The 20,346-nt window shown below is 53.7% G+C and carries 15 protein-coding genes; 1 reads left to right on the top strand and 14 read right to left on the bottom strand.

Annotated elements, in window-relative coordinates:
* Positions 1 to 135: 135 nt before the first annotated feature.
* From HF324_RS27020 to HF324_RS26965, 12 genes are all read right to left on the bottom strand, one after another.
* Complete coding sequence (locus tag HF324_RS27020; protein WP_168861301.1) at positions 136 to 720, bottom strand: nucleotidyltransferase family protein; 585 nt, start codon at positions 718 to 720, stop codon at positions 136 to 138.
* Positions 720 to 1,877: an XdhC family protein gene (locus HF324_RS27015; protein WP_168861300.1), complete on the bottom strand. Its 1,158-nt coding sequence runs from the start codon at positions 1,875 to 1,877 to the stop codon at positions 720 to 722. The genes HF324_RS27020 and HF324_RS27015 overlap by 1 nt, the downstream gene beginning before the upstream one ends.
* A gap of 4 nt (positions 1,878 to 1,881) precedes the next feature.
* A complete protein-coding gene (locus tag HF324_RS27010; RefSeq protein WP_168806164.1) occupies positions 1,882 to 4,065 on the bottom strand; it encodes a xanthine dehydrogenase family protein molybdopterin-binding subunit in 2,184 nt (727 codons plus the stop codon).
* On the bottom strand, positions 4,062 to 5,042 hold the full coding sequence (locus tag HF324_RS27005; protein ID WP_168861299.1) for an FAD binding domain-containing protein: 981 nt from the start codon (positions 5,040 to 5,042) through the stop codon (positions 4,062 to 4,064). Before HF324_RS27005 ends, HF324_RS27010 begins: the two co-directional genes overlap by 4 nt.
* On the bottom strand, positions 5,039 to 5,677 hold the full coding sequence (locus tag HF324_RS27000) for a (2Fe-2S)-binding protein (protein WP_168806159.1): 639 nt from the start codon (positions 5,675 to 5,677) through the stop codon (positions 5,039 to 5,041). The genes HF324_RS27005 and HF324_RS27000 overlap by 4 nt, the downstream gene beginning before the upstream one ends.
* Positions 5,678 to 5,993: 316 nt before the next feature.
* Positions 5,994 to 7,577: a RagB/SusD family nutrient uptake outer membrane protein gene (locus HF324_RS26995; protein WP_168861298.1), complete on the bottom strand. Its 1,584-nt coding sequence runs from the start codon at positions 7,575 to 7,577 to the stop codon at positions 5,994 to 5,996.
* 21 nt (positions 7,578 to 7,598) lie between these two features.
* Complete coding sequence (locus HF324_RS26990) at positions 7,599 to 10,937, bottom strand: TonB-dependent receptor (RefSeq protein WP_168861297.1); 3,339 nt, start codon at positions 10,935 to 10,937, stop codon at positions 7,599 to 7,601.
* Positions 10,938 to 11,209: 272 nt separating this feature from the next.
* On the bottom strand, positions 11,210 to 12,367 hold the full coding sequence (locus HF324_RS26985; RefSeq protein ID WP_168806154.1) for a FecR family protein: 1,158 nt from the start codon (positions 12,365 to 12,367) through the stop codon (positions 11,210 to 11,212).
* A gap of 122 nt (positions 12,368 to 12,489) precedes the next feature.
* On the bottom strand, positions 12,490 to 13,089 hold the full coding sequence (locus HF324_RS26980) for an RNA polymerase sigma factor (protein WP_168861296.1): 600 nt from the start codon (positions 13,087 to 13,089) through the stop codon (positions 12,490 to 12,492).
* A gap of 295 nt (positions 13,090 to 13,384) precedes the next feature.
* Positions 13,385 to 13,945 (bottom strand): hypothetical protein, encoded by a 561-nt coding sequence (locus tag HF324_RS26975; RefSeq protein ID WP_168861295.1) that lies wholly within the window; start codon positions 13,943 to 13,945, stop codon positions 13,385 to 13,387.
* Positions 13,938 to 15,152, bottom strand: a complete 1,215-nt coding sequence (locus HF324_RS26970) for a tetratricopeptide repeat protein (protein WP_168861294.1) — start codon at positions 15,150 to 15,152, stop codon at positions 13,938 to 13,940. Before HF324_RS26970 ends, HF324_RS26975 begins: the two co-directional genes overlap by 8 nt.
* A 74-nt stretch (positions 15,153 to 15,226) precedes the next feature.
* A complete protein-coding gene (locus tag HF324_RS26965) occupies positions 15,227 to 16,204 on the bottom strand; it encodes a sugar phosphate isomerase/epimerase family protein (RefSeq protein WP_168806146.1) in 978 nt (325 codons plus the stop codon).
* A gap of 175 nt (positions 16,205 to 16,379) precedes the next feature.
* Here HF324_RS26965 and lepB point away from each other — a divergent pair, with 175 nt between their 5' ends.
* On the top strand, positions 16,380 to 17,579 hold the full coding sequence (gene lepB / locus HF324_RS26960; RefSeq protein WP_168806144.1) for a signal peptidase I: 1,200 nt from the start codon (positions 16,380 to 16,382) through the stop codon (positions 17,577 to 17,579).
* A 223-nt stretch (positions 17,580 to 17,802) separates the two neighbouring features.
* On the opposite strand, the gene HF324_RS26955 is transcribed toward lepB, so the two are convergent.
* A complete protein-coding gene (locus HF324_RS26955; RefSeq protein ID WP_168861293.1) occupies positions 17,803 to 19,218 on the bottom strand; it encodes an amidohydrolase family protein in 1,416 nt (471 codons plus the stop codon).
* Between the two features lie 197 nt (positions 19,219 to 19,415).
* Positions 19,416 to 20,258 (bottom strand): helix-turn-helix domain-containing protein, encoded by an 843-nt coding sequence (locus tag HF324_RS26950; protein WP_168806133.1) that lies wholly within the window; start codon positions 20,256 to 20,258, stop codon positions 19,416 to 19,418.
* Between the last annotated feature and the right edge of the window lie 88 nt (positions 20,259 to 20,346).

Here is a 20,346-nt window from a genome sequence, read left to right as displayed (position 1 = left end):
TTTAGATGGTGATGGTAATTTTCCATAAAGGTAGATTTTATTAGTCTACTAATTCTGTAGACAAATGTAAGTAAAAAGATCTGATAAAAAATACAGGGCGGTTAAAATTTTTTTCGGTGCTGATAATGATGTGGTTTAACGAAGCAGTTCGAGATCTCCGGGTGTGTCGATATCAATGATGCCTTCGGGGAAGGGAACGGTGGCCAGGTCGTCAGGGTGTTGCTGAATGATTTTTTTGGCGCCTTCCTGTCCGTCCAGCGTGATTAAACGGGAAAAATACTTCTGATGGAAGATAACTGGCGTACCTTTTGTGCCGCCGTAGGCGCAGGCAGTGATGCCTTTGTTTTCCTGGTAATGCGTATCCATCAGTTTCCCGAGCAGGGCAGGGGTAATAAAAGGCTGATCACATAGCAGGACCATGATATCACTAACGGTGTTGTCTATACGTAATATCTCCTGTACCCCTGTTTGTACAGAACTGCCCATACCGTTTTCCCAGTTGGCATTGATCACTACGGCGGCTTCACTATCCTGCGTGTCGGGCAGGATGGTGTCGGCGAAAGCGCCCAGTACGACTACTATAGGACGTGCGGTGGTGTGTTGCGCGGTATGAAGGATACGTTGCAGCAGGCTTTGCTGCCGGAAGCGTACCTGCTGCTTGGGCATTCCCAGGCGGCGGGAGGCGCCGGCGGCGAGGATGACGATACCTGTGCGGCGCATCACAGTTGTTGTTGAGTGATTTGTTGACGGGCGCGCTGGTGGATAGCGGCGGGATTGTTACGCAGCGAATCACCCGCAGCGCCGGCCATGACGGCCTTCACCTCGCTGATGATAGACAGTGCTATTTCTTCCGGTGCATCGGCGCCGATGTCCAGCCCGACAGGACCGTATATACGTGCCCGTTGTTCCGGCGATGGCGGGGTGCCGGCATCTTCCATCTCCTGCAGCATGCGTTGCAGTTTCCTGGCAGGTCCCAGTACGCCGGTGTAACGGAGGTGATGCGGCAGCAGGGCTGTCAGCAGGGCGATATCGTAGTTGTAGTTGTGGGTCATCAGTACGGCGGCGGTATAATCGTCCGGTTGCAGGTGCTGCAATACTTCCACCGGTTTGGCGACGATCACGCGCGTAGCTTCCGGGAAACGTTGAGCCTGGGCGTATGCCGGGCGGCCATCCACAACGATGGTATGCCACCCCAGTACGGACGCTATTTTCACCAGCGGCCGCACATCGTTGCCGGCGCCGGCAATCAGCAGCTGCAAGGCCGGCGGATGCCATGCGATGAGCGCGGTGATCTTTTCCGGACCCTCGTTGTAGGTCTTCACGGCAGAGCGCCTGGAGGTAAATGCTGCGCATACATCGGCCAGTATGGCGGTGCGCAGCGGGCCATCGTCCATATGTACCTGTCTTTCTCCACCGTCGGTGATCAGTATACAGGTGCCGGGCTGCGGGGCGGAACGTTGTTCGGGGCGGAAGAGCGTCACTATTACGGTGGTATCGCGGCTACCGTCCTGTTGCTGCAGCAGTGTGAGCGGATTCAGGGCCATGTGCGGCCCCAGCGGCTCCAGCAGGATGTGTATGATGCCGTTGCATCCCAGTCCCACGCCGATGACGGCATCGTCTTCATCGGTGGTATCGTAGGTGACCAGCATGGGTTTTTGTTGCATCATGGCAAGTTGCGCTTTGCGCAGCGCGTCGCCTTCGAGGCAGCCGCCGCTGATAGCGCCTGTCAGTGCGCCGTTTTCAGTGATCAGCATCCGCGCGCCGGGTTGCCGGTAGGCGGAACCTTCCACGTGTACAACGGTCGCCAGTGCGGTTTGCAGGCCTTGCTGGCTGGCGGCAAGGTACGCCTTCACAATATCTTTCAGCTCTTTCTGCATAGTATCAAATCAGTTTGTCGGGTGTGATGGGCAGGTCGCGGACCCGTTTGCCGGTAGCATTGAATACAGCGTTGGAAACGGCGGCAGCGAAGCCAATCAGGGCTATTTCGCCCATACCTTTAGCGCCCATCGGGTTGATGACAGGATCTTTTTTATTAATAAACAGTACGTCTGTTGGCGGCGTGTCCGCATTCACAGGTACATGGTAATCTGCATAGTTGTTGTTGACGTATCGGCCGAAGCGGTGATCTATCAGGGCCTCTTCGGTGAGGGCCATGCCGATGCCGCCTACTACGCCGCCGATCATCTGGCTGCGGGCGGTTTTGGTGTTCACCACCGTACCGGAATCGGCCACGCTGACGATATGTTTGATGCGTACAACGCCGGTGGCCGGATGTACATGCACCTTGGTGAAATGAACGGAGAAAGAATACATGGCGTATTGTTTCCGTTCGTCGCCGGCCTGGGAGGTAGTGGTAACGATCAGCTCCGGCAGCTGTTGCTGCTGCAGCAATGCGGTGTAATGCAACCGGGTATTGCCGGCTACCAGCTGTCCGTCTTCATGTTGCATATTTTCCGCTTTCAGGCCTTTAAAAGCAGGAACGCTGGCTGCGGCCATTTCACTGAGTTTCTGTTGCAGGCTGCGACATACATCGTTGACGGCGCTGCCGACGGTAGACACGGTGGAAGAGCCGCCCTGGCGGGGCGCTTCGGGATAGGCCGATTCTCCCAGCAGGAATTTTATTTTTTTAACATCGATGCCGGTGGCGTCGGCGGCTATCTGCACCATGGCGGTGGCGGTGCCCGGGCCTATATCTGCCGCGGCGCTGCGGACCACGAGGGTGCCATCGGCTTTGAGAGTGGCGCTGGCAGTGGCTTTGCCGCGCCCTGCGCCGAATACGCCGCTGCTCATGCCGTAGCCGACCAGCCAGCCGTTTTCCTGCAGTTGGCCGGGTGTCTGGCTGCGTTGCTGCCAGCCTATTTTAGCGGCGCCCATTTCGTAGGCTTCTTTCAGGTATTTGCTGGAGTAGGGCAGGTGTTTCTCCGGGTCTGTGTCCGCATGGTTCAGGATACGCAGCTGCAACGGGTCCATCTTTAACCGGTGGGCCAGTTCATCGATGGCCGATTCCAGTGCAAAAGCGCCGGTTGCTTCGCCGGGGCCGCGCATCCATACCGGTGTGCTGAGATTGAGCGGCACCAGCTGGTAGTGCGTGTTTACATTGGGACAGGCATACATCATGCGGCTCATGTTCACGATTGCTTCCGTGAAATCTTCATACGGCGATGTGATGGCCACTGCTTCATGTGTGATGCCGGTCAGCTTACCGTCGGCGGTAGCGCCGATGCCTATCCGTTGCCTGGCCGCAGGGCGGTACCCCACGAGGGTGAACATGTCTTTGCGGGTGATGACCAGTTTCACCGGCTTGCGTATTTTCTTCGCTGCCAGGATGGTGGCTACTTCCATGGGCCATATGCGCAGGCCCATGCCGAAAGCGCCGCCCACAAACTGCGAATGCACCGTGATCTGGCTTTCCGGCAGCTGAAAAAGTGTTTTGATCGCTTGCTGCACGCTTTTAACGCCTTGTGTTTTGGCGTAGAGCGTCAGCTGGTCGGGTGTTTCCCAGTGAGCGATGATGCCCGCCAGTTCCATGGGGTTATGCACCTCGATCGGGATGTTGTATTCCGCTTCCAGGTTTACCGGCGCTTTTTTCCACGCATCCGCTTCTCCGCGCAGGTAGTCCTTCATGTTTTTATGCTGGAAGGCCAGGTCCATACTTGCGCTCATGTCTGTCTTATGTACTTCCTGTGCATAGGTGACTTTCACGAGAGAGGCGGCGTGTACGGCGCGCTCCAGTGTATTGGCCACCACAATGGCTACCGGCTGGCCGTTGGAATAGATACGGTCGTCATGAAATATTTTAAGTCCCTGTTTGGGATTGGGATTATCGGCTTTATAGCCCGGAACAGGCGGTGCGTTGAGATGAGACACCACATCGGCCACGCCCGGCGCCCGGAGGGCTTTGGAGGCATCGATGGCGGTAATGCGGCCGCTGCTGACAGGGCTGCATACCAGCGCAGCGTACAGCATACCTTCCGGCTGGTGATCGGCGAAGTAGCGGGCGGCGCCGGTTACTTTAAGGCGGCCGTCTACACGGTCCATGGATTGTCCTACTGCTTGCTTTTTCATACGGCAGCTGCTTTTGATAAGGCGGTGACGATACTGTTCTGCGCCATCGGCACTTTGAATGCATTGTGTTTATACGTGCGGGCCGACTGTATGGCTACGGTGGCGGCTATACGGAAACTTTCAGCCGTGGGCGCTTTCCCTGTCAGTGTTTTTTCTGCTTCGTGCAGGCGCCAGGGTTTGTGGGCCACGCCGCCCATGGCGAGGCGCGCGCTGCGGATGGTGTTGTTGCTGATATCCAGCGCCGCTGCTACGGACACGAGTGCAAAAGCATACGATGCGCGGTCCCGCACTTTCAGATAGTATATGTTTTTGGTGAAGGGGCTGGCCGGTATATCAATACCGGTGATCAGTTCGCCTTTACCGAGGTTGTTGTCTTTATCGGGTGTATCGCCGGGCAGCCGGTGAAATTCTCCGAAGGGTATGCGGCGGTTCCCTTTGGGGCCGGCTGCCAGCACGGTTGCATCAAGTGCTGCCAGTGCAACGCACATATCGCTGGGATGTACGGCGATGCATTGGTCGCTGGCGCCGAAGATAGCGTGCATACGGTTGATGCCGCCGATAGCGCTGCAACCGCTGCCGGGCGTTCTTTTATTGCAGGGCATGGTGATATCGTAGAAATAACTGCAACGGGTACGCTGCATCATGTTACCGCCGGTGGTGGCCATGTTACGCAGCTGTTGCGAAGCGCCGGCGAGCAGTGCCTGCGACAGCAGCGGATGGTGTGCTTTCACCAGCGGGTGGTCGGCTACCTCGCTGTTGAGCGTCAGGGCGCCGATATGCAGGGTATTGTTGTTCTGCGTGATATTCTTCAGTGGCAGCCGGTTGATGTCTACCAGCTTCTCCGGCGCCAGCACGCCGTTCTTCATGAGATCGAGCAGATTGGTGCCGCCGGCGATGAAGCGGGCAGATTTATCTTTCGAGAGCGCGTCAATAGCCGCCTGCTGGCTGGCGGGCCTGACATAGGAAAACTGGTTCATACGGTATGCCCTCCCTGTTTTACTGCTGTAATGGCTGCCACGATATTGTCGTATGCACCGCAGCGGCAGATGTTACCACTCATAAACTCGCGTATCTCTTCCGGAGAACCTGCATGCCCTTCGCGGATACAGGCTACGGCCGACATAATCTGGCCGGGCGTACAATAGCCGCACTGGAAGCCATCATGTTCGATAAAGGCTTCCTGTACAGGATGTAAGGTGTCTCCCTGGGCAAGCCCTTCAATGGTCGTGATTTTTTTCCCCTCCTGCATGACGGCGAGGGTAAGGCAGGAATTAATGCGCTGGCCGTTGACATGTACTGTACAGGCGCCGCACTGACCGTGATCGCAGCCTTTTTTGGTGCCTGTCAGGTTCAGCTGTTCGCGCAGCAGGTCGAGCAGCGTCACCCGGGGCTCCACGGACAGCTGGTAAGCCTTGCCGTTTACTTCCAGGCTGACCGGCATTTTCTCGAAGAGGCCGGCAATAGTTTCATCATGTTCGCCTGCTTTGACTACCAGTGGCGGTGTGAGCGCCAGCGCCATCAACGCGGAAGATTGTTTCAGGAAGTCACGTCTGGCTTCGTGTTTATCCTTCTTGCCCGGGCATGATGGGTTTCCATTTGGTGCTTGTGACATAACACAAGGGTTTTATTCAGCAAAAAGGTACAGATATTTGGGGATTTTTTGATTTACGATTTTGGGGATTTCGGGGAGTTGATAAAAAAACAGACCGAAGCGATTATTTATTTGGGGATTTTTTGATTTACGATTTTTTGATTTTGGGAGTTGATGAAAAAGGCAGACTGAAGCGATTATTTATTTGGGGATTTTTTGATTTACGATTTTGGGATTTCGGAGAGTTGATAAAAAAAACAGACCGAAGCGATTCATTATTCGCTTCGGTCTGTTTAACTAAAATCAAAAAATTCGTAAATCAAAAAATCGTAAATATCTAGTAGCCCGGATTCTGACCGAGGCCTTTATTGATATCTCTTTCTTTTTGTGGTACGGGCCAGAGGTAATCGCGCTGCGGGCTGAAAGAACGCTGGTCAGCCACCACATGATTGCCGGTCAGGGTTACTTTGCCGGTAGTGGCATCTACGGTGCCCAGGCGGGTGCCATATACGGTGCCGGTCCTGACGGCGGGACCTATCTGCCAGCGTTGGATATCGTACCAGCGAAGACCTTCGAGGGCCAGTTCCACACGGCGTTCGCGGCGCACAAGGGTACGAAGGGCGGCGATGTTGTTATATACCGTACGGTTCACCAACGGCATACCGGCACGTGCACGGATATCATCGAGCGCCTGGTATACGCTGTTGTCCATCACCCCGGACTCAATCTGTGCTTCCGCGTAGGTGAGCAGTACTTCCGCATAACGGATCACGATGATGTTCACCCCGGTGTTCCACATATCGGGAAAGTCTTTCAGGAATGGAACGAATTTCCGTACCAGGTAACCGGTGGGAGAGTTGTTGCCCTCGCTGTAGTAGTCAGCACCACCGGGAGTGATCGGGTCATAGAACTTATCGTTGTACTCCAAGCCTGGATATACTACGCTGGCAGCCAGACGCGGGTCCCTGTTTGCATAAGGGTTGTTGGCGTCATAACCGGAGGTTGGATCGTCGATGGTTTTACCGTTGGTCATTTCGTAGGCGTCTACCAGTGACTGTGTGGGACTGAGCGAAGCCCATCCGCCATAACCGGAAGAAGGCAGGATACCGAGGTCTGTATTGGCATTATCCTTTTCGTTGGCTTTGTACTGTACATCGAGGATCACCTCTTTGTTGTTTTCAAAGTCCTGGCGGAAAAGATTGGTGTAGTTTTCATAGAGGCCATAACCGAGCGCCATTACTTTTTTACAGTCTTCGATAGCGGCAGCGTAGTTTTTGTCAAACAGCTCCACGCGTGCTCTCAGCGCTAAAGCGGCGCCTTTGGTGATACGTCCTACATCGCTGCCGGTATAGCTCTGCGGCAGGATCTGGGCAATGGCAGCCAATTCATCGGTGATGAATTTGCGGACTTCTGCACGGGGTGTTCTGCTGATGGTGTTCGCTTCCTGTACGCTCAGGTTTTTCACCACCAGGGGAACATCACCATAGAGCTGTGACATCACGAAGTAGCGGTAAGCGCGGAGGAAGCGGGCTTCAGCTTTGAAGCGGCTCCGTATTTTTTCATCAATGGGTGCCTGGTCCACGTTTTCGATGAACCAGTTACATTTCTGGATAGTGACATAATCCCACTGGTTGGCTACCTGCGGATCGGTAGCGGTGGCGGTGCCGTTGCCCAGGTGCTGGTAGTTGTCCCATGCCCACTGGCTGTAGCTGTTGTCGCTGACAGCATCCATATAGATGGTGTTATAGCTGGTTTCCCATCCTTTGTAACATCCTGCGAGCGCGGCGGAGGCAGCGGCTTCAGTTGTCCACAGCGATCCGTTGCTATAGGCGTCGGTAGGTGATTTGTCCAGGAAATCTTTCTGACAGGCGGCCTGTGTCAGTGCACCTGCAAGCAGTATATAGAGAAGGTTTCTTTTCATGATCATGATTTTTCGTAACGGTTAAAAACTAACATTCACGCCAAAAGTGTGCACTTTCACCTGCGGGTAGTAATAGATACTGCTGGTGATAGAGGCTTCCGGATCTATCCATTTATAGAGATGATCAAACGTCAGGATGTTCTGGCCGCTGTAATAGAAGCGCAGTTTGGTAAGGCCAATCCTTTTGATCACTTTTTCCGGTAGGGAGTAACCTATCTGGAGATTTTTAAGGCGCAGGTAAGAACCATCTTTCACCCAGAAGGAGGAAGGCGTGCCGCTGGGATCATTTTGTTTGTAGTTATACCAGGTGCGGGGCATGGAAGCACCCGTGTTCTCTGCTGTCCAGGTATCGAGGAAGGCGGAAGTGGGCTTGTTGGCATTGCCACCAACAGCGCCGATCTTGCCTGCATCGATATAGTTTTTCACACCGGCAGCGCCCTGCAGGAAGATACCGATATCGAAATTTTTCCAGGAAGCGCTCAGGTTCAGACCGAAGGTCACTTTCGGGAAATAGCTGCCGAGATATTCTCTGTCGGCCCCGTTGATGGTGTCGTTGCCGTCTTTATCGCGGTATTTCAGATCGCCGGGTGCGGTGGTCGGTAACTGGAAAGGTGAATTTTTTATTTCATCTTTCGACTGGAAGATGCCTTCAGCTACGTAGCCATAGATGGAGTTTACCGGATAGCCCACCTGTTTAAACGTATAGCCGTCGATGATAGGTCCGGAACCACGGAGGTCCAGTACTTCGTTGTGGATAAAGGCGGTGTTGAAGCTGGCGCTGTAATTGAAGTCGCCTTTGTTGTCAGCATAGCTCAACAGGAATTCCCAACCGCGGTTCAGTACGGCGCCCGCATTCTGTACGGGGTCCTGGAAGCCATAGACGGCGCCTACCGGCACAGCCAGCAGGATGCCATTGGTTTTCTTATGGAAGTAGTCGGCGCTGAAGTTCAGTTTTCCGTTAAGGAAGCCCGCATCGATACCTACGCCTGTTTCTGTAGTGCTTTCCCATTTGATATCCGGGTTGGCGCCATTGATGGGAGCAACGCCCGGCACTACGCCGGCCGCTGTGCCGCCGAATACATAGTTCTGATCGCCGAGGGCGGTGAAGATGTACGGGTAGTACGGGAAGGTGGGATACTTGGCGTCATCCTTTCCTTTTACGTACTGGTTGCCCAGCTGGCCCCAGGAAGCTCTCAGTTTCAGGTTGGACACCGCAGGTTTAAGGGCGTCGAAGAACGCCTCACGGTCGATGTTCCAGCCGGCGGAGAAAGAGGGGAAGGTGCCCCACCTGTTGCCCGGTGCAAAGCGGGAAGATCCGTCATAACGCAGGTTAGCTTCCAGCAGATATTTCCCGTCGAAATCGTAATTCAGTCTGCCGAACCAGGAGCGCAGGCCCAGCTCATAGCTGTAATTGAGGGCGTACTGACCTTCAGTGCCGCCGAGGTTCAGATCGGTCAGTTCATTGTTGAGAAAGCCTTTACGGTATCCTTCGTCAAAGGAGTATTTGGTTTGCTCCTGGGAGAAACCGCCCAGTATTTTGAAGTTGTGTTTATTGAAGGATTTGGTGTATTCCAGCAAAGCCTGTTGGGTAACGGTGTTGCCGAAGTTGTTCTGATCGGTAACGGAGCTGGGTCCCTGGTAGAAGGTCTTATCACCGTTAGCATTGTAATACTGCTGATCGGCCCTGAACTTCTTGATGTGGTTGATCTTCATGATATAAGCCAGGGAGGGCTTGAAGTGCAGGCCTTTGAGGATTTCCCAGTCCACGCCCACATTGCCTACGAGATCGTAGTAGGAATAGGTGTTCTTGCTGTTGCCTTCCAGCCAGGCCATGGGGTTACCGTCGCCGATAGCGCCGTAGTGGCCATTAGCATATTTATAAGGCACGCGCGGGTTGATCCTGTTGATCTGTCTTACCAGCTGTTGAAAATCGCCGGTGTAGGGGTTGGATGGTTCTGCCTGGCCGGTGGAGGTAAAGCCGATATTGGCATTTACTTTCACGCGGTTGGCCACCTCGGAGGTGACGTTGAGGCGGGTAGTATATCTTTTGGCGTTGGTTTCCTTTACAATACCGTTCTCGTCAAAGAGGCCGAGGGAGAGTGCATACTGTGTTTTTTCGCTTCCGCCGGAGACACCGAGGTAATGATTTTGCTGGATGCCGCTGCCTTTGTAGAAGAGGCCGAGCCAATCCGTGTTAGGATAGTTGTAGGGATCGGAGCCGTCTTTGTATTTGGCTATTTGTTCGGCGGTGTATTTAGGAGCAGATCCTTCGTTGATGGAAGCCTGGTTCTCCAGTTCCGCTACCTGCCAGGAGGGCAGGAAGTCGGGGAGGCCGGTGGCTTTCTGTTTACCTACATAAGCGTTATAAGTCACCTGGGGAGCGCCTTTTTTACCTTGTTTGGTGGTGATGAGGATAACGCCGTTGGCCGCGCGGGAGCCGTAAATGGCGGCGGAGGCGGCGTCTTTCAGCACGGACATGCTGGCGATATCGTCCGGGTTGATGTTGTTCAGGCTGCTCACGTTGGTCACCACTCCGTCGATCACTATCACGGGGTCAGCGGTGTTGAGGGTGCCGATGCCGCGGATACGTATGCTGCCGCCGTCGGAGCCTGGCTGACCGCTTTTGGCAGCGGTGACGGTAACGCCGGGCATGGTGCCCTGTAACGCGTTGCTGACGCTGGTAACGGGCCTGTTGGCCAGTTCCTTGCTGCCGATGCTGGACACGGCGCCGGTGAGGTTGGCTTTTTTCTGGGTGCCATAGCCTACTACCACCAGCTGTTTCAGGGAGGCTACGTCGGACTGGAGAACGATATTGAGGTGTGTTTTTCCTTTCAGGCTGATTTCCTGTGCGGTGTAGCCGATACTGGTGATGGTGATCACTGCATTTTCGTCTACGCCGGCGATCTGGAATTCGCCGTTAGGGGTGGTGATAGCGCCTTTGGTGGTGCCTTTCACCATCACGGAAGCCCCGGGGATGGCTGCGCCGGTTTCGTCCACCACTTTGCCGGAGATGGTTACCGGCGGAGGTGTATTGCTCTCCGTGGATTGTATGTTTTTCGTTGTTTTTTCATTACGGGTGATGAACACCGTATTTCCCTGTACTTCGTAGCTGAGGGACTGGTGCTGGAGCACCATGTCCATAGCGGTTTGCAGGGAAGCGTTTTTCAGTTCCACGGTTACCGGGGAGGTGTTTTTCAGGTCTTCCCGGTCGTAGAAAAAAGCGTAGCCTGTTTGCTGGCGTATCACGTTCAGCACTTTCTGGAGGCTGACGGAACGGGCAGACCAGGTAACAGTTTGAGCACTGGTTTTAGCGCTTACCTGTAAGATACCCATCAGGAGCAGAAGAGAAGTTAGCTTCATAACTAACAAAAGTTTGTTGAACAGCCCGGCTTTTTTTGGACGACAACCGGGTCCGGAATTACAAATAGCCTTTACTTGCATACTTTTGCAATGTTTGGTTGAATTAATGAAGAATGTTTACCGACTTGTTTGTTGGTTTAGCTGAACTAAGGCCGGGGTTCTGACGCCAATCTTTATCCCCGGCTTATTTCATTAAAGTACATGGGAATACCTCTTTGTTAGCCTGAATTGATCATTGTTCCTGTTTTGTTTTTCATCGTTCTTTATAAAGGTTATGGCTGGATGATAATCCGGCGGCCATTTTCTATTCTGTATTTTATTCTCGTTTTGGACAGTCCTTTGAGCACCTGGGAGAGGGTAAGGCTGCGGCCTATTTCCCCGTTGAACACGCGGTCCGGTATTTTGCCTTCGTAGCTCACCTCGAGGTTGTACCAGCGTGCCAGTTCCCGCATAACGGTGGGCAGGTCGGCGTTGGTAAAGGAGAAATAGCCTTCTTTCCAGGCGGTGATAGCGGAGAGGTCTACCTGGTCGGCCACCTCTACATCGGAGTGGCTTACCCTGGCCTGCTGCCCTGGTTTCAGCACCAGTTGGCGGTTATGGGCAGACACGCGGATAGCGCCTTCGACGAGGGTGGTTTTGATGGAGGCTTCGTCTGTGTAGGCGTTGATGTTAAAGTGGGTACCCAGTACGTCGACGGTCGTGTTGTTGGCCGTTACGCGGAAGGGCATAGCTGCATTTTTCGCCACATCAAAAAAGGCTTCGCCTGTCACGCTTACCTTCCTTTCCGTGCCGGTGAAGGCCGTGGGGTAGGTAATGGAGGAGCCGGCGTTGAGCCATACCTTGGATCCGTCGGGCAGGATGAGGCTATACTGGCCGCCGAGGGGCGTGCTCATGGTGTTGTATAGTATTTTGCCATCCGTGGTGCCGGCGTCGTCGTACACCAGCTGGCCGTTGGCCATTTTGGTGATTTTACTGCCACCCTGTTGTGCCAGCAGGCCGTTACCGGCGCTGTCGAGCGTTATCTGTGAACCATCGCTGAGGGTCAGGATGGCTTTATTGCCACCGGGGGCTATGTCGGGGGCCGCCTGTGTGTATGCGCGCGCCGGTGTTTTGGCGGGGTGTGTCCACCACCAGGCGATGCCTGCCAGCAGCAGTATGCTGGCCGCTGCTGCCCATCTCCAGTGGATGGGTTGAATGCGGGCGGGCTGCCGGGGCTTGTCGGCCGCCAGGATGCCGGTGACGAGCTGCTGCCATTCGGCCGGATCGTGGCTGTCCGGAGCTGCGGGCCCGTGGAAGGCTTCAATCTGCGCATTGACAGTACCCGTTTCATCAGCCTGGATGATTTCCAGCAGTTCCGTGTACTCCTCCTGCGTAGCGAGGCCCTGACGGGCTTGTGATAATAAGTATATCAGTCTTTCAGTATCTGGCAATGACGTGGTTTTTTGTATCGCGTGAACGTTGGATTTTGGTGCGGGGCGACCCGGTTGCAGGGGTGTCCCTGCATATACGTACCGTGAACTTTGCGATAGTACCTATCGGTCTGAAAAAAAATTTAAAAAAAGAGGGAGAGGCTGTAAGAAAGTAACATTAAAGGGATACTAATACCGTGTCTGAGCAGGTATTCCCGGATGGCGCGCAGCGAGCGTACCAGTGAATTTTTGACGGTTTGGACAGAGATGTCCAGCTGGCCGGCGATATCGGCTATTTTCAAGCCGTTTTCCCGGCTCAGCAGGTATATTTTCATGGCCTGGGGCGGTAGCTGGGCGATGGCTTCCCGTATCAGCCGGGAGGTTTCAGAGAGGGACAGGTTTTCCTCTGTGATGTTGGTGTATTCCGTTTCGCTCCAGGACAGTTGGTGGCGGGCTTTTTCGCGGACGCCCTGTTTTTGCAGCCAGCTGTAGGAACGGTGGTAGGTCATTTTAAAGATCCAGTTGCGGGGGCTGCTGACAGCGGGCAGCTTATCGCGTCCCATCCACAGGCCGAGGAATATTTCCTGGATAATATCCTTTACCGGCGCTTCTTCCTGGATGATCTGGAGGATGACGGGCCTGATGCGGGGCACATAGAGATGAAACAGCGCTTCAAACGCTGCTTCGTCACCTTCCGCGATCCGGTCAAATAATATTGTCTCCTGTGCTACGTTGTTCTGCATCCTGTATCCAGATACTGATCAATCAATGGTTCGCCCCGGTGAGGTCACTGACATGAATTTTTTAATGGGCATAACAGTGTAATGAAAGAAATGGCAACCGGGGTGGTCAAAGATAACATGATAAATCGGTAAAAAGGGCAGAAGGTTTCCGCGGGGCCCTTTGGCGGTGGGGCGCTGCGGGTAAGCGACGGGGAAATGACGGGGAAGTAACGGGAGTGACAGGAGTGACGGAAGTAGCGGGGAGGTAGTGACAGGGAAGTGGTTATATAGCGGCCCCGGGGCTTCCGCCCTGGGATCACCGGTATGATTTCCCGGCGTTCCGGGTTTCGAAATCCTGTATCTCCTGCTGTAGCCGGCGCTTCTGCAGGAGATAGGTTTTCAGGTCCAGCCGGGGTTTTTCGGTTTCGAGGCGGGAAAGTGCCTGGTGGAGCCGTATCCATTCGTTGCGCAACAGATTTTTCTCTGCGTGGCGGGCGGCAATAAAAGCAGGGGCTTCCCGTAACACTTCGAGGGAGTAACCTTGTTGCGCCCATTGGAGGAAGTCGTCGCTGAGCACGTCCATGCACCCGGGGTCGAGGGCGCCGTAACCGGTAGTGTATACGGTCAGGGTGGTTTCGGTGGTATTGAGGAAGATACCGCAGCCGCCGCTGTCGTCCGCTATGCTCAGGTAGCCGGGGAGGTATTGTTGCACCTGGTAGTCGTAGTTCCTGGCTACAAGATCTTCAGTGCCATAGAGGTTTACCAGGTCGGTGACGAGGCGGCTTTCCTGCAGCTGTTCCGTTTCCAGGAAGCGGGCGTAGGCACCCGGCAGGGTGATGCCGAGTGCTGTTGCTATCTGTTGAAGGCGGTTATCCATTGCTTTTTAGTTGCGCCAGCCACTGTTGGGCGAATTCGTTGTCCGGTTCGAGCGCCAGCACCTTTTCGAATGAGGTGATGGCCAGCGGCACGTCTTCCATCTGATAGAAAAGGATGGCGCGGTTGAGGTGGATATAGCTGTTGTCCGGAGCGATGTCCAGTGCTCTGTTGTAGCAGGCCAGTGCTTCTTCGAAATTTTCGGCCAGCATATACAGGGAGCCCATATTCACGAGGAGACCGGGTTCTTCGGGGGCCAGTTCAATGCCTTTCCGGGCATATTCAAGTCCCTGCAGCAGGCGCATCTCCACACTTTTCTGCGTGTCTTCATTGAAGCCGTTGTCTTCCATGAAGGTGATGCTGTGGTGGATGCTTTCCAGCAGGCTTCTCACTTCATTGTCGTACCAGCCGGCTGTTTTTTCCACCTCCTGTGTAAAGGGCACGGCGTCGAGGTCTATGCCTTTATCCAGTTCGGCTGCTGTTTTCATTTTCCCTTTGGCGGGAGCATACCACCATTCGCAGAATTTGCCGAGTTCGCCGCCTTCCGGCAGTTCATCTACAGGCGGCAGGCCTTCTTCGTAGATGGCGTCGTTGGCCACCACGAGGTCGAGGATGGTTTTCAGGCCTTCATGGTCGATGGGTTCATTTTCCTGTTCAGCGGCCATCACCATGTAAGGCAGCAGTTGGTACCAGGTGGCGAGCAGGTCGCGGTATTGCTGTTGTGCTGCGTTTTCTGCGATGATGCGGGCCATGGTGAACACGTCGGATAATTGCGGAGGGGTAGCGTCGGCGCCCTGCAGGGTGCCGTTGGCCACAAAGGCTTCCCACAGCGTGGAACCGGCATCGCAGTAAAGGATATACTGTTGCCGCTGCTGGTCGAAGTGGGCGTAGCCCGCTACGGGGTTGGTTTCAGCATCCCACTCCTCTTCAGGTTCGGTATAGATAAAGCTGAACTTCTGCGCGGCGGCGAGGTTGTCGAGGAACGCCTGATGCTGTGCATAAGCCGGGTGCGCGGTTATCGGGAAGGTATATACGAAACGGCGCTGTATCAGGATATCCATCACCCGGAAATGGGTGAAGCCGGTATCAAAATTTGATTGCAGCTCGTACAGGCTGTAAAAGAGGCTTCTGCGGTCCAGTGAATCATCCTGGCTTTCATGCAGGCAGTAAACGGACATCTCCACCAGGGATTCTATTTCATGCATCGACATATCTTGGGTATGCTTTATTTGAAACGCGAAAATACGGAACTAGCCCGGGCTGAATCACAGCCCGGGCTAAGAAACTATTTCACTAATACGTTTTTCACGTAGTTATAACTTTTGGTAATGCTGTCGAACGGATCGATGGTGATTTTGTCCTGCTCCACAAAGATATGCTGCACGCCTGCCTGTTTGGCCTGCGCAAAGATCTGCCGGAAGTTAATGCTGCCGGTGCCCACTTCTGCGAATGATACGCCGGACAAGAGCTGCATGGAGGTTTTGTTTTCATTGCCGGCAGCAGTGAGGCTGGCGGTGTTCTTTTTGTCCATGTCTTTTACGTGCCAGGCCACAAACCGTCCGGGCGCCTGGGAGAACAGCTTCAGCGGGTCTACGCCGGATTTCACTGCCCAGAAAAGGTCCAGCTCAAACGATACCAGCGCAGGGTCCGTGTTTTTGAGCATCACCTCATAACCCGTGGTATTGCTGTCCGCCAGCTTCTTGAATTCCCAGTAGTGATTATGGTAACCGATCTGCAGGTTGGATTTTTTACACAGTTCGCCGGCTTTGTTCAGCTGTTCAGCCATGAATTTATAATCATCTGTTGTCAGCTTTTTATCCCACAGCGAGAGAGGCAACACGGGCACGATAAAATATTGCTGGCCCAGTGACGCCGCCAGGTCTATCTGTGGTTGCAGCGCAGCCGGGTCACCGTTGCCGCGGGTCAGGTAGTCGTTGAGCTGATAGTGGCCGCTGGGCGTAGCCAGCTGGTATTCCTGGAACAGCGCTTTCAGTTCCGATGGTTTGAGGCCCCAGAAAGTGCCTTTGTCCTTTTCCCCCTGGTAACCGTAATAAGTCTCCACTTCCTTGTAACCAATCTGCGCTACGCGGATGATGGTGCTTTTTACGTCTTTGTCCAGCTGATCGCGCAGCGTGTACAATTGCAGCCCGATATTGCGGGAGAGGCCTTTTTTCTCCGTCTGCGCAAAAAGGCCGCCGGGAAGCATCATACCGGCAGCTAACAAACCGGCCTGCTGAATAAATGAACGTCGTGAGTTATGCATCTGATAATGTTGTTTGTAACGTGGACAATGACCGAAATTAAGAAAAAGGGTTTTATCCCCGCGGAAAATGTTGCTGCGGCTTTACTGCAGCGGGTTTGCGGGGAAATAATTTTTATGCGGATCTGGTTTTAATTGGTTAAATTGTTAAGACACTGATTATCCTAAAGCCAACTCGATGAAGCTATTTTTCTGGAAGCGGAAAACGGCCGGGGGACCCCAAAAAAGGAAATCAAAAGCCAGGGAATGGATAGAAGCTGCTGTTTTTGCCATCGTAGTAGCCACGCTGATCCGGACCTTCCTGTTTGAGGCTTTTATGATCCCCAGCGGCTCTATGGAAAGGACCCTGTTAATCCACGACTATCTTTTTGTTAGTAAGATCAGCTATGGTCCGCGTATCCCCATGACACCACTGGCATTCCCATTTGCCAATCATACCCTGCCCTTTACCAAAACCACCAAATCTTATTCCACCGCTGTACAGTGGCCCTACAAACGATTGCCTGGTTTCAGTGAAGTAAAAAGAAACGATGTGATCGTGTTTAACTACCCCTGCGGAGATACGGCATTGTACAGCAAGTCTGGAGATGACGCAGATTATTACGTGATGAAACGGAACATGACGCCGGACACGCTGAAGCTGTTCTATATGGACCCCATCTACCGCCCTGTAGACCGGCGCGAGACATGGATCAAACGGGCAGTAGGCATCAGCGGAGATACCATCATGGTGGTAAACGGACAACTGTTCGTCAACGGTAAACCGGGCTTCGAGCCACCCGAAGCACTCACCGGCTACCAGGTAAAAACGAGATCGGGAAAGCCGTTCAATGATAAACAGGAAAAAGACCTCGGCGTGGATGGTGGCTATGGCCTGGGAGAAGACTCTACAAAATACTATATCTACGATCTTACCAAAGACAAAGCTGCACTGGTGCAACAATGGGGTGATACTATCCTGCCGGACCCGAAAATGAAAACGCGGAGAGGCATTTTTCCCGGAGATCCGGATAACTTTCCCTGGAGCGAAGATACCTACGGGCCGGTTTACGTACCGGAAAAAGGCGCCACCGTGGCACTGGATACCTGCGTGCTGCCCCTGTACCGGCGTATCATTGTCAACTACGAAAACAACCAGCTGGAGGTACAGGGTGATAAAATATTTATCAACGGTAAGGAAACAAAGTCCTACACTTTTAAAATGAATTATTACTGGATGATGGGCGATAACCGCCACCAGTCAATAGATTCCCGCTTCTGGGGCTTTGTGCCGGAAGATCACCTGATTGGTAAAGCATGGGTAATATGGTTTAGCTTCCACAAGACTTACAAGGATTTTTATATCCGCTGGGGAAGGTTTTTTACATTGATTAAATGATATTTTTGCCCAGCCCTTGTCTCAATTCCTTTTCTCATCCTTTTCCTTCATCCCTTTTCTCATCCCTTTTCTCATCCCTTCCCTCATCCCTTTCCCTTGTCCCCCGGGCTTACGCCCGGGGCAACGATGTAGTCGGTTTCTTTCTGTAATGAATGTTTTCTGCCCTGCAGAAGAGGCTTAGAGCAGAAAGTGCTTCAGCCTGCAGAAAGTGCATGAGGACGAGCTACTGTGCATTGGCTGCTTTTACTTTGTTGAGCAGCTGGTCCAGCGCAGCGCGGTCTAACAGCCGGCCTTTGGTAACAACGGCGCTTATTTTTTCGGTGTTGTGGATATCTTCCAGCGGATTGGCGCTGAGAAGAAGGATGTCTGCTTTTTTACCGGCGGCGAGTGCGCCGTAATCTTTTTTATGCAGAAACACGGGGGAGTTGATCACCGAAGCCTGCAACGCCTGCAGGGGTGTAAGTCCAAAACGCACCATGAGCGCCAGCTCCCGGTGTAGCCCGATACCCGGATAATCAAATGAATTCAGATAGCCGGCATCTGTGCCTGCCATGATCTTCACACCGGCTTTTTGCAGTAACGGCAGGATGGCAGACTCTTTTTCGTATATCTCTTTACGATAGGCAATAGCGGTACTGTCGTCTTTCATGACCCGTTTTACACGCATCTCGTAGGTTTTCTGCAACCCCTTGCCGATGTAGGCCAGGTAAGGATCGTGTGCATGATCGTCCTGATCGAAATACGCGAGTATCTGCCCCAGCGAGAGAGTAGGCGTGACCGCCGTGCCCCTGGCTGCCATGTGGCGATAGGCCTTCAGCGCGGCGGCGGTATCAAAATGGGTCAGTATATACCGGCTGATATCGCGGCCTTTGATCTCTCCGCCGGCGATGCGGCGGGAGAGGGCTGCTTCGTCTTTTACACCTGCTTTCCAAACGTAGGACAGGTGCTCTACGGAGCTGAGGCCCGCATCTGTCACCTGCTGCAACGTAAGGGCATAAGGTACATGCCCGGATATGACCATACCACGCTGCCGCGCCGCTTTTACCGCTTCGAGGTACAGGTCGGGCTTCATCGTATTGTCCGTGATTTTTACAAAATCTACGTGTATACGTTGCAGTGAGTCCAGCGCCTGATGCAGTTCTGCGGTGGTGCCAATTTCGATGTCACCCAGCCACACGGATTTATAGCCTTCCAGCTTGGGGCCGGACGTGAAAATAGTAGGTCCCTGCAAGCTCCCGTTGTTGACTGCTTCGCGCCATTTCAGCACCGCTGCGCTGATATCGGCAGAGCAATCGCGGATGGTGGTGATGCCATGAGCGAGGTAGAGTGGCAGAAAGTTCTTGTTTTCGCCGGCAAGGGTATCGCCGCCACCGAAGTGCATGTGGTTGTCCCACAGGCCGGGCATGGCATATTGGTTGCCGCCATCGAAGGTGTTTGCCACCTTGTACCGCTTTGCCTGTTGAACGCCGGTAACGGCCAGGATGGTGTCGTGGCGCACCACGATCGCCTGGTTGGGCGTGATCTTACCGGTTTTGATATCAATTACTTTTACCGGGGAGATGACCAGGTCCGCTGGCTGCTGAGCGGATACCGCGGCCGCTCCTAATAGGGAGAGGAAAATTAAAATACCTTTCTTCATGATGGTGTGTTATTCCGTTGTTGAAAATTCAGCAGCAATGCGGCCGGAACAAAGGTACCTCCGGGAAACAAATACCTGTCCGGTGCCGGTGGCTCCATACCCGCGGTCCCGCAGTGAGCCGGGTGCGCCGTCTTTGGACAAAAGTAGCCCGGAACATAGGGCAGAAATGGCACTCATTATCGAATGACCGGTACTTTTTATAGATGCTTTACCTCACGGCGAAAGTCCACCGGGGTTTGTGTGGTATACTTGCGGAAGAAGCGGGAGAAATAAGAGGTGTCGTTAAAGCCAAGAGAGAAGGCGATCTCTTTTACGTCCATATCGGTCAGTATCAGGAGGCGTTTGGCTTCCAGCAGCAGCCGGTCCCGGATATACTCCCCGGCGGTAATACCGGATTCCTTGCGGCATACCGTGTTGAGGTAACTGGGGGTTACATGCAGGCGTGCGGCGTAGTAGCTGACCTCGCTGTGCTGTGCGTATTGTTTTTCCAGCAGCTGCAGAAAGCGGTTGATCAGCCGGTTGCCTGCGGCGGCTGTTTCCGTAGGGTAGGCTACGGCATACCATCGCTGCAGCAGCAACAGGATAATCTGTAACCGGTGTTGTGTGATATTGGCTGCCGTTTCGCCGGTCATCAGCCGGAGTTCTGCGGTGAGCTGTGCATATTGTTCGCGTGTCAGCTTCAGCAACGGTACGGCGGAAGGTGTGAAAAACGACCACATGGGCCCTTTCTGTAACATAAAGCTTCCGGAAAACATCACCTGGTAGCCGGTGGTATTGGCGGCGAGCCGCCACTGGTGCGCCTGCCCGGGAGCGAGGAAAAATACGGTGTGCGGCATCACTTTATAATCCCGGAAGTCGATGGTGTGCGTGCCACTGCCTTTAGCCCCCACGATCAGCAGCATAAAAAAGTCATGTTTGTGGGCCTCGTCTATCAACGGCATATTGATCGGCTCATGTTGCATGAGCTTAAAATCCTCCTGCCGGTAGGGGAGATTGAAGATTTTTTCTATGCCTAACGTCTTTAACCCCGTGATTGCCATGATGATTGCCGATTATGTGATGAGCTAAGATCGATCCGACTTTCGTTTTTACAGCGATGAGATCAGGATTGCCATAAAATTATGATAA

It is taken from the genome of Chitinophaga oryzae (genome assembly GCF_012516375.2).
In the GTDB taxonomy this organism is placed as follows: domain Bacteria; phylum Bacteroidota; class Bacteroidia; order Chitinophagales; family Chitinophagaceae; genus Chitinophaga; species Chitinophaga oryzae.
This window is presented reverse-complemented; position numbering and strand designations above follow the sequence as displayed.

What these genes read in the sequence shown, in the direction of transcription:
- HF324_RS27000 (WP_168806159.1), bottom strand. Translation starts at nt 5,677, where the DNA reads ATGTCACAAGCACCAAATGGAAACCCATCATGCCCGGGCAAGAAGGAT.
- HF324_RS26950 (WP_168806133.1), bottom strand. Translation starts at nt 20,258, where the DNA reads ATGGCAATCACGGGGTTAAAGACGTTAGGCATAGAAAAAATCTTCAAT.
- HF324_RS27010 (WP_168806164.1), bottom strand. Translation starts at nt 4,065, where the DNA reads ATGAAAAAGCAAGCAGTAGGACAATCCATGGACCGTGTAGACGGCCGC.
- HF324_RS26990 (WP_168861297.1), bottom strand. Translation starts at nt 10,937, where the DNA reads ATGAAGCTAACTTCTCTTCTGCTCCTGATGGGTATCTTACAGGTAAGC.
- lepB (WP_168806144.1), top strand. Translation starts at nt 16,380, where the DNA reads ATGAAGCTATTTTTCTGGAAGCGGAAAACGGCCGGGGGACCCCAAAAA.
- HF324_RS27020 (WP_168861301.1), bottom strand. Translation starts at nt 720, where the DNA reads ATGCGCCGCACAGGTATCGTCATCCTCGCCGCCGGCGCCTCCCGCCGC.
- HF324_RS27005 (WP_168861299.1), bottom strand. Translation starts at nt 5,042, where the DNA reads ATGAACCAGTTTTCCTATGTCAGGCCCGCCAGCCAGCAGGCGGCTATT.
- HF324_RS26955 (WP_168861293.1), bottom strand. Translation starts at nt 19,218, where the DNA reads ATGAAGAAAGGTATTTTAATTTTCCTCTCCCTATTAGGAGCGGCCGCG.
- HF324_RS26980 (WP_168861296.1), bottom strand. Translation starts at nt 13,089, where the DNA reads ATGCAGAACAACGTAGCACAGGAGACAATATTATTTGACCGGATCGCG.
- HF324_RS27015 (WP_168861300.1), bottom strand. Translation starts at nt 1,877, where the DNA reads ATGCAGAAAGAGCTGAAAGATATTGTGAAGGCGTACCTTGCCGCCAGC.
- HF324_RS26970 (WP_168861294.1), bottom strand. Translation starts at nt 15,152, where the DNA reads ATGTCGATGCATGAAATAGAATCCCTGGTGGAGATGTCCGTTTACTGC.
- HF324_RS26965 (WP_168806146.1), bottom strand. Translation starts at nt 16,204, where the DNA reads ATGCATAACTCACGACGTTCATTTATTCAGCAGGCCGGTTTGTTAGCT.
- HF324_RS26975 (WP_168861295.1), bottom strand. Translation starts at nt 13,945, where the DNA reads ATGGATAACCGCCTTCAACAGATAGCAACAGCACTCGGCATCACCCTG.
- HF324_RS26995 (WP_168861298.1), bottom strand. Translation starts at nt 7,577, where the DNA reads ATGAAAAGAAACCTTCTCTATATACTGCTTGCAGGTGCACTGACACAG.